Source organism: Carnimonas nigrificans ATCC BAA-78 (genome assembly GCF_000526695.1).
Taxonomy (GTDB): Bacteria; Pseudomonadota; Gammaproteobacteria; order Pseudomonadales; family Halomonadaceae; genus Carnimonas; species Carnimonas nigrificans.
The window spans coordinates 43,500-56,212 of sequence record NZ_JAGO01000013.1 but is presented as its reverse complement, the minus strand read 5'-3'; the positions used below and the strand labels follow the sequence as shown (position 1 = coordinate 56,212).

Annotated in this window: 13 protein-coding genes; 8 read left to right on the top strand and 5 right to left on the bottom strand. The window is 57.2% G+C overall.

What is annotated here, in order from left to right; translation table 11 throughout:
* Positions 1-119: 119 nt before the first annotated feature.
* The 4 genes from L881_RS0107805 to L881_RS13065 all read right to left on the bottom strand — a co-directional run bounded on the left by L881_RS0107805 (position 120) and on the right by L881_RS13065 (position 3,349).
* On the bottom strand, positions 120-521 hold the full coding sequence (locus L881_RS0107805) for an OsmC family protein (RefSeq protein WP_025733138.1): 402 nt from the start codon (positions 519-521) through the stop codon (positions 120-122).
* A 185-nt stretch (positions 522-706) separates the two neighbouring features.
* A complete protein-coding gene (locus tag L881_RS0107800; protein ID WP_025733137.1) occupies positions 707-1,513 on the bottom strand; it encodes a TrmH family RNA methyltransferase in 807 nt (268 codons plus the stop codon).
* Positions 1,514-1,525: 12 nt separating this feature from the next.
* Positions 1,526-2,695 (bottom strand): siderophore-interacting protein, encoded by a 1,170-nt coding sequence (locus L881_RS0107795; protein ID WP_025733136.1) that lies wholly within the window; start codon positions 2,693-2,695, stop codon positions 1,526-1,528.
* A 207-nt stretch (positions 2,696-2,902) separates the two neighbouring features.
* Entirely contained in the window at positions 2,903-3,349 is a 447-nt protein-coding gene (locus tag L881_RS13065; RefSeq protein WP_025733135.1) for a MerR family transcriptional regulator, read from the bottom strand.
* A gap of 230 nt (positions 3,350-3,579) precedes the next feature.
* On the opposite strand from L881_RS13065, the gene L881_RS0107785 reads away from it, so the two are divergent.
* On the top strand, positions 3,580-5,232 hold the full coding sequence (locus tag L881_RS0107785) for a VRR-NUC domain-containing protein (RefSeq protein WP_025733134.1): 1,653 nt from the start codon (positions 3,580-3,582) through the stop codon (positions 5,230-5,232).
* Positions 5,229-7,523, top strand: coding sequence for an ATP-dependent DNA helicase (locus tag L881_RS0107780; protein WP_025733133.1), 2,295 nt, complete (start codon positions 5,229-5,231; stop codon positions 7,521-7,523). Before L881_RS0107785 ends, L881_RS0107780 begins: the two co-directional genes overlap by 4 nt.
* 140 nt (positions 7,524-7,663) lie before the next feature.
* Here the strand turns inward: L881_RS0107780 and L881_RS0107775 are convergent, their stop codons facing one another.
* The gene (locus L881_RS0107775) at positions 7,664-7,867 is read right to left on the bottom strand and encodes a cold-shock protein (protein ID WP_025733132.1); all 204 of its coding nucleotides are present in this window, start codon (positions 7,865-7,867) and stop codon (positions 7,664-7,666) included.
* 384 nt (positions 7,868-8,251) lie between these two features.
* Between L881_RS0107775 and L881_RS13055 the strand changes: the two genes are divergently transcribed.
* The 6 genes from L881_RS13055 to L881_RS0107750 all read left to right on the top strand — a co-directional run bounded on the left by L881_RS13055 (position 8,252) and on the right by L881_RS0107750 (position 12,318).
* Positions 8,252-8,755: a YbhB/YbcL family Raf kinase inhibitor-like protein gene (locus L881_RS13055; protein ID WP_245587952.1), complete on the top strand. Its 504-nt coding sequence runs from the start codon at positions 8,252-8,254 to the stop codon at positions 8,753-8,755.
* Positions 8,733-8,888 carry a YbhB/YbcL family Raf kinase inhibitor-like protein gene (locus L881_RS13985; RefSeq protein WP_245587951.1) on the top strand — a complete coding sequence of 52 codons (156 nt, stop codon included), beginning with the start codon at positions 8,733-8,735 and terminating at the stop codon, positions 8,886-8,888. The genes L881_RS13055 and L881_RS13985 overlap by 23 nt, the downstream gene beginning before the upstream one ends.
* 401 nt (positions 8,889-9,289) lie before the next feature.
* Positions 9,290-10,042, top strand: coding sequence for an electron transfer flavoprotein subunit beta/FixA family protein (locus L881_RS0107765; RefSeq protein ID WP_025733131.1), 753 nt, complete (start codon positions 9,290-9,292; stop codon positions 10,040-10,042).
* Positions 10,039-10,965 carry an electron transfer flavoprotein subunit alpha/FixB family protein gene (locus tag L881_RS0107760; RefSeq protein WP_025733130.1) on the top strand — a complete coding sequence of 309 codons (927 nt, stop codon included), beginning with the start codon at positions 10,039-10,041 and terminating at the stop codon, positions 10,963-10,965. Before L881_RS0107765 ends, L881_RS0107760 begins: the two co-directional genes overlap by 4 nt.
* A gap of 661 nt (positions 10,966-11,626) precedes the next feature.
* Positions 11,627-11,977 carry a hypothetical protein gene (locus L881_RS0107755; RefSeq protein ID WP_034578891.1) on the top strand — a complete coding sequence of 117 codons (351 nt, stop codon included), beginning with the start codon at positions 11,627-11,629 and terminating at the stop codon, positions 11,975-11,977.
* Between the two features lie 77 nt (positions 11,978-12,054).
* Entirely contained in the window at positions 12,055-12,318 is a 264-nt protein-coding gene (locus L881_RS0107750; RefSeq protein ID WP_025733128.1) for a hypothetical protein, read from the top strand.
* Positions 12,319-12,713 lie beyond the last annotated feature (395 nt).

The window sequence follows — 12,713 nt, the reverse complement described above, 5'->3', positions numbered from 1 at the left end:
TTGGCCAATTAATGGGTATAACTCAACATTTTCAACCACACTGAAGAGTGGTACTCCTGTTGGCCACCGCGGGAATTCACCGCTTTAGGCAGCACCTGGCTCAAGAGGCGCGCCAATTATCACTGTGGCGTCAGTTGGCTGCCAATGGTGACCTCGCCTGTAAGCAAACGGTGCACGGGGCATTTCTCGGCAATCTCAAGCAGCCGTTGGCGCTGTTGGTCATTCAGCTCGCCCTGTAGCGAAATGTGGCGTTCAAGGTGCACATGCTGCTTGTCGTGTTGGGCTATCGAGACCGTGACATCCACGCCCTGCAGCGGCCACTGCTTGCGCTCGGCGTACATTCTGACCGTCATCGCAGTGCAGGCGCCCAGCGCTCCCAGTAGATAGCTTTCCGGATTGGGGGCAAGGTCGCCGCCACCGCTTTGGGGATCAACGTCTGCTTGCCATTGGTGACTATCGCTATGAAGCGCTACTTGCCAGGGGGTACCGTTACTGCTGCTATGGACTGTATGGGAAGACATGCTGACCTCCGCGGGGCAGGGCGTTACTGGTATGGCATGAGCGGCGCTTGAGCCGCTGAGCCGTGAGTACGCGCCCAATATAGCACTGGCGGCTGCGGTGGCGAGCTGTTATCGGGGAAGTTTGCGGGCAGGCTGTCTGATGAAAGGGCCGGATGTTTCACGTGAAACATCCGGTGAGCAGGAACTCAATCCTGATATTTGCGGTTGGTCACTTCAAACAGCATCAGGGCGCTGGCAATGGAAAGATTGAGCGAATCGGTATTGCCGCGCATGGGAATGCGCACGATCTGCCCGCAGGCAGCGTGAAGGCGCGGAGTAATGCCATCACGCTCTGTGCCCATTGCAATGATGATGGGGCCTGTGTAGTCAGGGGCGCGATAATCGGTGCTGCGTTCAAGGCCAGTACCTACCAGCGTAGCGCCGCTGTTGGTCTGCCACTCGATAAATTCATCCAGACTGGCTCTGGCCAATGACACACCAAAGAGCGCCCCGGTGCTGGCGCGCATCGCCTCAGGGCTGTAGGGGTCACACGCATGGTCAATCAATATCACGCCGCTCGCCCCCGCAGCTTCGCAACTGCGGATAATGGTGCCCAGATTGCCGGGGTCACGCGGTGATTCCAGGGTAATCCAGACGCTCTTTTCGTCCAGCGTGAGAGTATTCAGCGGCTGCCAGCGCTGTGCAAATACGGCAATGGCCGCGTGCGGATTATCGCGGGAAGAGAACCCGCCAAGCACTTCACGGGTAGTAGGCAGCAGCTCCGCATGGTGACTGCGGGCAGTTTTGACGAGAGCCGCCAGTTCGCTTTGCTGGGTAGCCTGCGCGTGATCGTAAAGTAGCTGCACGAGGTGCGCCTGACCCGCAAGCCCCTCCTCAATCGCACGCACACCTTCCACCAGATGAGACTGGGTGCGATCGCGATATTTGCGCTCGCGCAGTTTGCGCATGTTTTTTACCTTGCCGTTGGCAAGGCTGGAAATAATCTCTGCCATATTAAGTGCCCGCTATCCGGCGGCGATATCCTTGAAGCGCGTTTCGCCCTGTTTCCAGTAGCCGGTGACGTGGGTGCGTTCGAAGCCGAAGCCGCGCATTCGGGTCAGTGTCTGGCGAATATCGCTCGCCGTGGCGGCCTCCGCCGCTACCCAGGCATAGCCGTGCTGGTGGTCGGTAGCACACGCCTGAATGGCTGCCATCAGTGAGCGCGATTGCCCGCGAATCAGCCACTCCACGTTCATGTTCGAATGCTCGGGAAGGGGCTGCATCTCCTCCTTCGCGCTGACTTCAATGAAGACGGTCAAGCGTCGCTGGGCAGGCTGAGCGGAAATGATATCGCTCATTGCCGCCAGCGCACTTTCATCACCTGCCAGCAGCAGCCACGGCTCGTCTTCATGCAGTACGAAGCCGCCGCGAGGGCCTGCCACAATGGCTTCATCGCCAGGGCTGGCGTGACGTACCCAGTTTGAGGTTTCCCCATCATCATTTAGCGTGATGTCGAGGGTGAGCTGCCCCAGCGCTGGATCGAAGGTGCGGAGGGTATAGATGCGGCCCCGGTTGCGATGCTCCTTGTCGCCACCCAAAAACAGCAGTACCCACTGCGCAGGGGCGGTGACCGAGAAGCCGTCGAATTCGTCACCGCCGAGGGTAAGGCGACGCACGCGCGGAGTGATCTCTTCAATGGAAACGATGTGTGCCTTGCGCAGCCGACGCTCGGCGACCGGATGTACGGTCAGCACACTATCGGTGCTTAAAGGGTTGAAGGCTGATTTGAGCGCGGCACGTGGGCGCAAGGTAACCTGTGCCCGTTCCAGCGCCTCGGCGCAGGCCCGAATCAGTTCAGCGCCGCCAAACTGCTCGTTGCCAATAATTCGCGCGCGCGTCCGTGCTGCTTCCTCGACTTCCAGCGGCTGTCCGAGTGCCGCCAGCAGATTGAGTTCATCGCGTGACACAAACTGCGAGCGTGGCCCCAGCAGTTCAAAGTCTTCCACATCCTTTTCAATCGCCTGCATCAAGCGCGCCAGCGAATAGATGCCGCTCGAATCGACACCGATGTCGGCCAACAGATAGCCCGCGTGGGTAGGCCAGGCATTGCGACCATTCATCGCCCGCAGTGCCCGCAGCAGTTTCTGTTCCTTGCTGGAACACTGGCGGGTGATAGGAAGTACGTTGCTTATCATCGGCGGGCGAGCCTTTATCAAGTGAATACGGTGATTGCGGGGAGCACGACGCCAACAGGCATATAAGTACGCCAAAAGGCCGGGCAGGTGAGGGTTATCGTGGCTATTACTCTAGCATTTTTGTTTTTGTCTCATAAGCCATCCATTGGCCCTGAATACAGAAGGCGGCTGCGGCAGTGTGGCCTGTGTAAGCGCCACCAGTAATATCTATTCGTCGTCGAGAAAGCCCAGATCAAGCTGATACCTGGCACCCGTGGCTTCAGCATGGGGGCGCTGCATGCGATCAAGGCGCTTATAGACCGAGCGCTCGGCATCTTCCAGCGTCTGGGTGATATGTTCGATGGAGCTGCGCTGCTCTTCGAGCCGTTCGCGCAGTGAGGCTATCTCTTCGAGGCGATGGATCAGCGCGTTTTTATCAAGATGCTGCTGCGACTGCCGGAGCAGCGATACCAGGGTATGGCACTCGCTGAGCGGGAAGCCGAGCGATTTGGCCCGCAGGACCAGCACAAGCGTCGTGTGATCGTTGGCGCTGTAGATGCGTTCCAGGCCGCGACGCTCTGGCTCCACAAGCCCTTGCTCTTCATAAAAACGGATGGTGCGGGTAGTGACGCCCAGTTCGCGAGCGAGCGCGGAGATCGTCAGGCTGTCGGACATGGCAGCGAACCTAGCATTGGAGAAACAGACCCCTATAACATACCGGTAACGCCGCTGGTTTGCAGCTTCTTTGGCGTTTCCTTATGGGGTGCGTTGGGAAGCGGCGAAGCCTCGGCGCTCTGCGTAAACAGTAGGAAGCTGACTCTCATCAGTCGATTGATGAAGGTGGCAAGCGTAGTATAGAGTGGCTGGATATACAGTAATTTTCCCTCCCTTTTTGTGCCCCTGCCATGAGCCACCCGCTGGACGACCCCCTTTATTATCTGGATAACTTTCGCACGCTGCTGCAATGGGTGGCGCAACGCTACGACGATATGCTCGATGCGCAGGAGCGTACGTTGCTTCACAGGATTCACGCGCTGCCGGAGGGTGCCACGGCGCTGCTGGCGAGAGTGGTGATGCGCAAAGGCGAGCTGTTTCGCCGCTCTGCGCTGAATTATCCCGAAATCGAGGCGCTTGAACATGGCCCGAATGCGCTAATGCTGCTCAGCGAAGCGGGGTTGGTGAACTTATCGCCACGGCTGCCCCTTGAGGCGCTGTTCAAGCTGCTCAGGAAGGCTGAGCTTGAGCCTATCTTCGGTAAACCTGATCGCTCACTTCGTAAGCAGCAGTGGCATGATGAGCTGGCCGAGCAGCCTTGGCCGCCCCGTACTTTGCAGGAGTGGGCGCCGCAGCTCAATGAGTGTGGCATCGAGTTATTGTTTCCCGATCTTTACGAGCGCTTGCGGCTGATGTTTTTTGGCAATCTGCGCCAGGATTTTTCCGACTTCGTGCTGGCTGACCTGGGCGTTTTCTGCTTCGAACCAGTGCCCATCGACGCACAATCGCGCGGATTTCAGTGCCGTCAGGATATTGATGACTATCTGCGTATTCATCACCAGCGTGAAGCCCTTGAACGCGATGGCAGTGGGGCGCTTGATAGTGAGGATGCTGCCGCGCTTATAGCGTACCAATGTGCCAACGAATGGATAGAGCAGCGCCGTCAACGATGGCTATTAAAGGCAGCCGAAGTGCTTCAGAAAGAAGGAGAAAGTGAGCGCTCGCTAGGGCTGTATGCTCTATGTAGAGAGCCGTCAGCAAGGGTAAAGCAGGTGCGGCTGCTGGAGCGAACCGGGGCTGTAGAGCATGCCTGGCAGTTGGCCGAGAAGGCTCGACATGCCCCCGGCAATAGCGAAGAGGAGCAGCAGATAGCGCGTATTCTGCCGCGCCTTGAGCGCAAGCTGGGCAAGCCCAAAACGGCTGTTCCGGCGAGTGCCTCAATAGATCACTTCTGTCTGGAAGTCGAGCGCGCTCCCAGCGTTGAAATTGCTGCGGCTGAAGCGCTTGCCAGCGATCAGGCGCCGGTTTTCTACGTGGAGAACGCGCTGATCAACGCACTTTTCGGGCTATTGTGCTGGGAAGCCATTTTTGCGCCGTTGAGCGGTGCCTTCTTCCATCCGTTTCATCGCGGCCCCGCTGATCTGCTGCGCAGTGATTTCGTCGAGCGGCGGCGCGTGCTGTTTGAGCGCTGCCTTGGCTATATCGAGGACGGTAGTTATCAGCAGCGCATTCTGGAACGTTTCCGGATCAAGCAGGGAATTCAGTCGCCTTTTGTGATGTGGGGAAAAATAGATGAAGCGTTGCTCCAACTGGCGCTGCACAGTATTCCTGCCCAGCACCTGCGTCATTGGTGTGAATGGCTGATGCGCGATATCAAGCGCAACCGCGCAGGTTTCGCTGATCTGGTGCAGTTCTACCCTGACCAAAAGCGCTACCGCATGATCGAAGTCAAGGGGCCGGGAGATCGCCTTCAGGATAATCAAAAGCGCATGATGGCGTTCTGCCACGCGCATGATCTGCCCATCGCCGTATGCTGGGTGTCGTGGCGTGAGGAGCGCGTGTGAGCTACAGCGTAGCGGTCAGAGCGTTGAGCGAGTTTGTCGCACGGCACGGCGATCTTGATCTGCGCTTTACCCCGTCGCCATCATCGCTGGAAGGTATTGAAGGCCATGCCAGGGTGGTCGAACGGCGGGCAGAGGAGTATCAGGCTGAACTGGTGCTTTCGGGCGAATATCAGGATCTGGTTGTGCGAGGGCGCGCGGATGGCTTTGACTCTCAGCGGCGGCGTCTTGAGGAGATCAAGACACATCGCGGCGCGCTGGACAGGCAGCCTGTCAACCATCGAGCGCTGCATTGGGCGCAGGTCAAACTGTATGGCTGGCTTGCGTGCGAACACTTCGGTTTCGAAGAGATTGAGCTGGCGCTGATCTATTTCGATATCGAGCGCGATCGTGAAACGCCCTTGGTGCAGCGCTTCTCTCGGGATGAGTTAAGCCGCTTCTTCGAGCAATGCTGCGAGCAGTTTCTTGGCTGGGCACGTCAGGAGAGCGCTCACCGCCAGCAGCGTGATGACGCCCTGCGGCGTCTCGCCTTCCCTAAGTCGAGCTTCCGGCCGGGTCAGCGTGATCTTGCAGAAAGCGTGTATAAAGCAGCGCGATTATCACGGCCGTTGCTGCTACAGGCGCCTACCGGTATCGGCAAAACGCTGGGCACGCTCTTTCCGATGCTGAAAGCGGTTGCCGATGGCGATATTGATCGCCTCTTTTTCCTCACCGCACGCACTACGGGGCGTCAACTGGCGCTGGAAGGAGTGCGGGAGATGAATCGCGGTACAGCCACCCCGCTGCGTACGCTCGAACTGATTGCGCGCGACAAGGCGTGCGAGCATCCCGATTTGGCCTGCCATGGCGAAAGCTGCCCGCTGGCGCAAGGCTTTTATGATCGTCTGCCAGAGGCGCGTCGTTGGGCGGTAGAAGCCGTAGCGCGGGATGGTATTTTGCTGGATCGACAGCATCTGCGGGACATCGCACTGACCTTCTCACTGTGCCCCTACTACTTTGGGCAGGAGATGGCGCGCTGGAGCGATGTGGTGGTGGGGGACTACAACCACTACTTCGGTCTGGGCGGCATGCTGTTTGTGCTCGCTCAACAGCAGCGCTGGAAGCCGGGCGTACTGCTGGATGAAGCGCACAATCTGGTTGAGCGGGGCCGGTCGATGTTTTCCGCCGAACTGAGTGAGCGTAGCGTGAAGGCATTGGCTGGCTCGGTTCCGCGTGGTTTAGGCAATGGCTTCAAACGCTTGGCGTGCACCTTCTCGCAGCAGCGCGAGCAGTTGGATGAAGAACAACAGCGCGGGCAAATGGCAGGGGTTATGGAGCAGTTGCCCACGGCGCTGGCCTCTGAGGTAAAACGTGTGGCAGGCCGTATTGGCGAGTATCTGGCAGAACACCCTGAGCAGCCGCTCGAAGGGCCATTGATGCGCTTCTACTTTGACGCGCTGCGCTTCGAAAAACTGCTTGAACGCTATGATCCACGCTACTTCCAATGGGAATTTGAACGTTCATTCGGGCGTTATGCGCAGTTGACCTTACGGCTGCGCAATGTGATTCCTGGCCCTTGGCTGTCACCCCGCTTTACTGCCAGTGCCGCTGTGACCCTGTTTTCGGCGACCCTGGCCCCCGGCGAGTACTTCCGCACGCTGCTGGGGCTGCCTGAACAGACTCTATGGCGCGATATCGCTTCGCCCTTCGATGCGCGTCAGCTTGATGTTCATGTGATTAGCCACATTTCAACGCGCTATCACGATCGGGCGCAATCAGTAGGGCCGCTGGCGGCTTTGATCGCTGCTCAGGTAACTAAACAGCAGGGCAATTATCTCGCGTTCTTTTCCAGCTTTGATTATATGGAGCGGGTGACTGAACAGCTTGCACGGCTAGCGCCCGATATTCCCCTATGGAAACAGCAGCGCCATATGGATGAAGAGGAGCGCGGGAAGTTTATCGAGCGCTTTCGTGAAGGCGGACATGGCGTAGGGTTTGCGGTGCTTGGCGGTGTCTTTGCAGAGGGCATTGATCTGGTGGGTGGGCGACTGATCGGTGCCTTTATTGCTACCCTCGGGCTGCCGCAATTCAACCCTTTTAACCAGGCACTTCGCCGACGGTTTGCAACGCTGTACGGCAGCGCTGCGGGCTATCGCTACGCCTATCTTTACCCTGGCCTTACCAAGGTGGTTCAAGCTGCTGGCCGGGTTATTCGCAGCGAGCAGGATCAGGGCCAGATCTGGCTCATCGACGATCGCTTCACTGGCAGGGAAGTGCAGGCGTTGCTACCGCGCTGGTGGGATATCTCTCGCTAGGGGGAGGGGGAAAGCCCTCAGACCAAGAGGGAAGGTGAAAACGGCCGCGCGACTCAGGTAGCTACAGGATGGAAAATTGGCACATAAAAAAACAGCCCACCTTCCGGTGAGCTGCTTCGGTGTGCTTCAGTATCAGTCGCTTAGAGCGGTTTGATGCTGGATGCCTGCAGACCTTTACGTCCTTGAGTCACTTCGAAGGAAACCTTCTGGCCGTCTTGCAGAGACTTGAAGCCTTCAGCCTGGATTTCAGAGAAGTGAGCGAACAGGTCATCACCACCGTCGTCCGGAGAAATGAAGCCGAAGCCTTTGGCATCGTTAAACCATTTGACAGTACCAGTTGCCATTCAATATTCCTTAACTACGCTTGCGCGCTTGTTACTTTAGTATTTACGGGTGTAACCCGAGTGTTCAAGGTTAACAAGGGATTTCACCCGATCGTCGGTCATTCCGACGGTCTTGCGATATGCAACTTGCCGACCCTGTCTGGCATCCTGCGCCCTTTACGGTATGAGCGTCAAGAGTGAAAATGAATATATCGTGTTTTTTAATAGAAGTGACACATGTTCGCTGCTTTTTAATGCACTTATTGCGCGAACTGAACGAGTGAACAGACGTTAAATCACATTTTGGCTATTTTTGGGGCGATAGTGCTGTGTCTGTTAGGTTGTAGCTGGCAAGGCATGGGCTTTTGCGAAGCTTCGAACAGTTTTCTCACGAGGTTTTCTTAAATGAAACTTACAAGCCAAAGTATTGCTGACGGTGAACGTATTGCAACGCGGTATGCATTTGCGGCACCCGATGAAGCGGCGCATTTTGTACTGTCGGATAACGTTAACCCTCATTTGCAGTGGAGTGATATCCCAGAGGGAACGAAATCGTTTGTCGTGACCTGTGTTGATCCTGATGTGCCGAGCGAGATGACAGATCTCAATCAGGAGGATCGCGAGGTGCCGGCATCACTGAAGCGCGTCAATTTCTATCACTGGGTGCTGTTCGATATTCCCGCAGAGGTGACTGAAATCGCAGAGGGATCGCACTCCAACGGTGTCACCAAGGGCGGCAAGCGTGGCCCTGAAGCCCCTCAGGGCTGGCGACATGCGCTGAACGATTATACTTCCTTCGTCGCCGATGACGAAGAACTGAGGGGGGACTACTATGGCTACGACGGTCCTTTCCCCCCCCTGGAACGACGCGCTGGAGCATCGCTATGTGTTCACCGTTTACGCTATTGATGCGTCCTACCTTGAAGTAACCGGCTCCCTTTGCGGCGCCAATGGTGTAGAAGCATTGGAAGGCGTGAAGATTCTTGGTCAGGCCAGTATTACCGGCACCTACACGCTGAATAGCCGGCTGCTGAAAGCATAAGCACGACGGGCCGAGGGCTGGCCGCTGCTGTTCAAGCGGTCAGTCCGGCCATTCGGTCTTGTTGGCTTTTTGAAAAGCGTTGGCATGCGCTGCGTCGCGTGTGCAGGCAGGCGTTTCTTTCACTCTCGAAAGCGTGCTTCCCTTCAATGTCTTCTTCCACTAGAGCGTTGAAGAGGGTGATCGGCCATCGACTGCGAGAAAAACACGCCTGCGCTGGTTGGTTTACGCACCACCGTGCAGGCTCTCTCGGCAACGCTCATCAAGTACGCCCTTCGACCGACATCCCCTCTTTCGCGTAAACTACACCGCTGAATCGAGGCGCATTTGCATTTATCCCTATGCGCAAAATCCTGTGCAAGCTGCTGTCAACGTGGCTTGTACACTCAAGAGAGAACGTGTGAATGAAGATCATCGTGCCTGTAAAGCGCGTTATCGACCATGCTGTTCGCGTGCGCCCATCCGCTGACGGTCGCAGCGTCGAAGCGGCCAGCGCGACCATGGCAATCAACCCGTTTTGTGAAATCGCCCTGGAAGAAGCCGTTCGTCTCAAGGAACAAGGCATCGCCTCCGAGGTAGTCGTGGTCAGCATCGGTGAGCCTGCCGCGCAGGAGCAGCTGAAGGCCGCGCTGGCGGTGGGTGCCGATCGGGCGCTGCTCATTACCACTGAAAAGGCGCTGGAACCGCTGGCGGTGGCTCAGGTGCTGGCGCATGTGGTTGCCGAAGAAGGTGCCGAACTGGCGCTGCTGGGCAAGCAGGCGATTGATTCCGACGATAACCAGACGGGACAAATGCTTGCTGCGTTATTGGGCTGGCCGCAGGCCACCTTCGCTTCGAAAGTGGTTATCAATGAAGGTCGAGCAACCGTGACTCGCGAAGTCGATGGCGGCCTGCGCACTCTGAGCATGCCGCTTCCCGCCGTGATTACCACTGATCTGCGCCTTAACGAGCCGCGCTATGCACGTCTTCCCGATATTATGAAGGCGAGGAAAAAACCGATTGATCAGCGCGAGCTGAGTGCGCTGGGGCTTGAGCTGTCCTCTCAGGTGGAGCTTCTGGCGATTGAGGAGCCGCAGCCGCGGCAGGCGGGCATGATGGTAGAGAGCGTCGATGAGCTGCTGGAGCAGCTGAAAAATATAGATAAGGTGATCCTATGAGTACGTTGGTGCTGATGGCGCATCGTGATGGCCACATTATCGGCTCCAGCGCACGGCTGATCTCCGCTGCGCTGCAACTGGGGGGCGAGGTCGATGTGCTGGTGATCGGCCACCAGATGGCGGGTTGCGCGCGCGAGGCGGCGGCGCTGGCAGGGGTGAACAAGGTGCTGGTGGCGGACGATGCGCGCTACGCAGGCGATATTGCCGAACCGGCCGCTGCGCTGCTGGCTGAACAGGCGAAGCCTTATACGCACGTACTGGCCTCGGCTTCCTGCTATGGCAAGGATGTGCTGCCGCGTGCTGCAGCTCTTTTAGGGGTAAGCCAGGTTTCCGAGATCATTGAGGTGATCGACGAGGCGACCTTCAAGCGCCCTGTTCATGCTGGCTCGCTGATCGCGACGGTGCGTGTGGATGCGCCGAAGAAGGTGATTAGCGTGCGCAGTACGGCGTTTGAACCGGTAGGTGAACAACCCGAGGCGGAATGTATCGCTCTCGACCCCTACGGTGAAACGCTGGGCGTGCAGCTGGAAGGCGAAGAGCTTAACCGTAGTGGCCGCCCCGAACTGATGGGAGCCAGAGTGGTCGTGAGCGGCGGGCGCGGTGTTGGCAGTCGTGAAAACTTCGCTCTGGTCGAAGCGCTGGCCGACAAATTAGAGGCTGCCGTAGGCGCTTCTCGTGCGGCTGTTGATGCAGGCTATGTGCCCAACGACTTTCAGGTGGGCCAGACCGGTAAGGTGGTGGCCCCTGATCTTTATATCGCGGTTGGGATTTCTGGCGCCATGCAGCACCTGGCGGGAATGCAGGGAGCCAAGGTGGTGGTGGCGATCAACCGGGATGCCGATGCGCCCATTTTTGCGAACGCCGATTACGGGCTGGTAGGCGATCTGTTTGAGCTGCTGCCCGAGCTGACGGCCAAGCTGTAACGTTATCTGCACTGGCTGCAACGGCCGGTGCAGCAGTTGGCTTGAGAAACAGCGCCTCATCGGCGAGGGCTATTGAGTATGTCAGCCACTCTGAAAAATTCTCGCGCTCAGAGAGTTGGCAGACGATGAGCTGAAACGCCTTTTCTGATGCTGAAGTCGAGGGAATGGGAAGTGTTTCGCTTGGTAGGGCGAAGACGATATCGAACTGCGCAAGCGTTATGCGCTGTCCACGCTGCCATTTGTAAAGTCGCTGGAGAAGGGGGCGACGGTCGTAACCGCACAATAAAATGCGTGCTTTGCACTGAGTGACGGTAGGGCAGGGAGTGGGGGTATTAGCGGACATACGGCAAATGATTCCTTGGTCACTGGCTTTGCCGGTGCAGGCCTGGCTCCCCGGAAAGCGGCTTTAGCGGTACTTCTTGCAGCGATCAATATCGCTTACGCCCCGCAAGTTGCTGATTAAATCGGCGTATATCATTATGCTAATGGCTTCGTGCCGTGATGTCACGCGAAGCCGCCTGAATGCTCGGCGAGCACGGCAAGGCGCTTTTTCCTGATATAAGGGCAATTGAGCCGGCCAAGAGCCCCTGCTGAGCATATTCTGGCTGAAGGGCACTTCTCCCCATTCCTGTAGATATATAGGCCGTGAAAAGGGTTTGCGATGATCAGGCGATTGGCTGACTTCTATGATTGGATGAAGGCGCGTAGCTACGTTGATGCGCTGTTCAACTGGCTGATTCGTCTGCTGCTGACAGGCGGCATGATCGGGTGGGGATGGTCGCGGGATACCAGCTTCGGCGGCGTTATTCTGCTGGTGGTGGGGCTGGCGGTATCGGTGCCGCTGATTATGCAGGCGATTGATGGCAGTGCTTACCTGTTTAAAAAGCTGCGCCTGTTCCATACGCTGAGGGCGCGGGTCAAAAGCATCATTTCCGGTCTGCTGGGGCTGGGCATCTCTGCGCTGGTTGCGTTGAGCTTTGCCAGCTTGATCGTGCAGCTATTAAGCCGCTGATAGAACAGAGTCGTCGCGAAGCACTGCGCAATCGTTTATGCTGTGCCCCCTCAATAAATCGCCTTGGGATCCTCTGCATGGGCGTCAGTCGTTTCTCTATCGGTGTGATCAGCGCAGTTGTACTGCTGATCGTGCTGCCGTTTATCATCTCCTCGACACTTTCGCTGGGATACCTGTCGGTGGGCCTTGCGTCCATCAGCCACACGCTGGCGCTGGGCATTGCTGCTCGGGTATTTGGGCGTGGCCCCTTCTGGGCATGTGTCATTATCAGCCTGGCTAACCTGATAGCGCTGGTGTACTTCAGCGACCTCAGTTTTATTCACGCGCTGCTGAATCGTTAATCCTCATTATTTTGCTGAATACGTCGGCTGCTGGCCTATTGGCATGTGCGGTAGCTGATTTAGTGCGCGCCTGGAAGGTGTCAGGGCCGCCAACAGTAGCGGTATATCGGGAAGGCGTTGCTTCTGGTTTATGCAGTGCGGAGTGAGCCAATTTCTGGGTTTTCGCTCTATAATCTCTGTCTTACTGTTTGCCGCTTCAATAGTGACTACTCAGGCTTCGTTCCTTGCCAGAGGCGCTGTTCTTCTGAGCTGAGTAGCTGAACTGGCCGCTTCTCCCATCAGGCGCTTTTGAGCCACTCTCCACTGTTATCAGAATTATTTCCACGGGCTTATGCCTTGATGCCCTACGGCAAAAAGGTCTCGAAGTCAGTTGCTTCTAACGATTCCCGAGCCAT

Coding starts and splice junctions, on each gene's coding strand:
- L881_RS0107805 (WP_025733138.1), bottom strand. CDS start 521: ATGTCTTCCCATACAGTCCATAGCAGCAGTAACGGTACCCCCTGGCAA.
- L881_RS0107800 (WP_025733137.1), bottom strand. CDS start 1,513: ATGGCAGAGATTATTTCCAGCCTTGCCAACGGCAAGGTAAAAAACATG.
- L881_RS0107795 (WP_025733136.1), bottom strand. CDS start 2,695: ATGATAAGCAACGTACTTCCTATCACCCGCCAGTGTTCCAGCAAGGAA.
- L881_RS13065 (WP_025733135.1), bottom strand. CDS start 3,349: ATGTCCGACAGCCTGACGATCTCCGCGCTCGCTCGCGAACTGGGCGTC.
- L881_RS0107785 (WP_025733134.1), top strand. CDS start 3,580: ATGAGCCACCCGCTGGACGACCCCCTTTATTATCTGGATAACTTTCGC.
- L881_RS0107775 (WP_025733132.1), bottom strand. CDS start 7,867: ATGGCAACTGGTACTGTCAAATGGTTTAACGATGCCAAAGGCTTCGGC.
- L881_RS13055 (WP_245587952.1), top strand. CDS start 8,252: ATGAAACTTACAAGCCAAAGTATTGCTGACGGTGAACGTATTGCAACG.
- L881_RS0107765 (WP_025733131.1), top strand. CDS start 9,290: ATGAAGATCATCGTGCCTGTAAAGCGCGTTATCGACCATGCTGTTCGC.
- L881_RS0107760 (WP_025733130.1), top strand. CDS start 10,039: ATGAGTACGTTGGTGCTGATGGCGCATCGTGATGGCCACATTATCGGC.
- L881_RS0107755 (WP_034578891.1), top strand. CDS start 11,627: ATGATCAGGCGATTGGCTGACTTCTATGATTGGATGAAGGCGCGTAGC.
- L881_RS0107750 (WP_025733128.1), top strand. CDS start 12,055: ATGGGCGTCAGTCGTTTCTCTATCGGTGTGATCAGCGCAGTTGTACTG.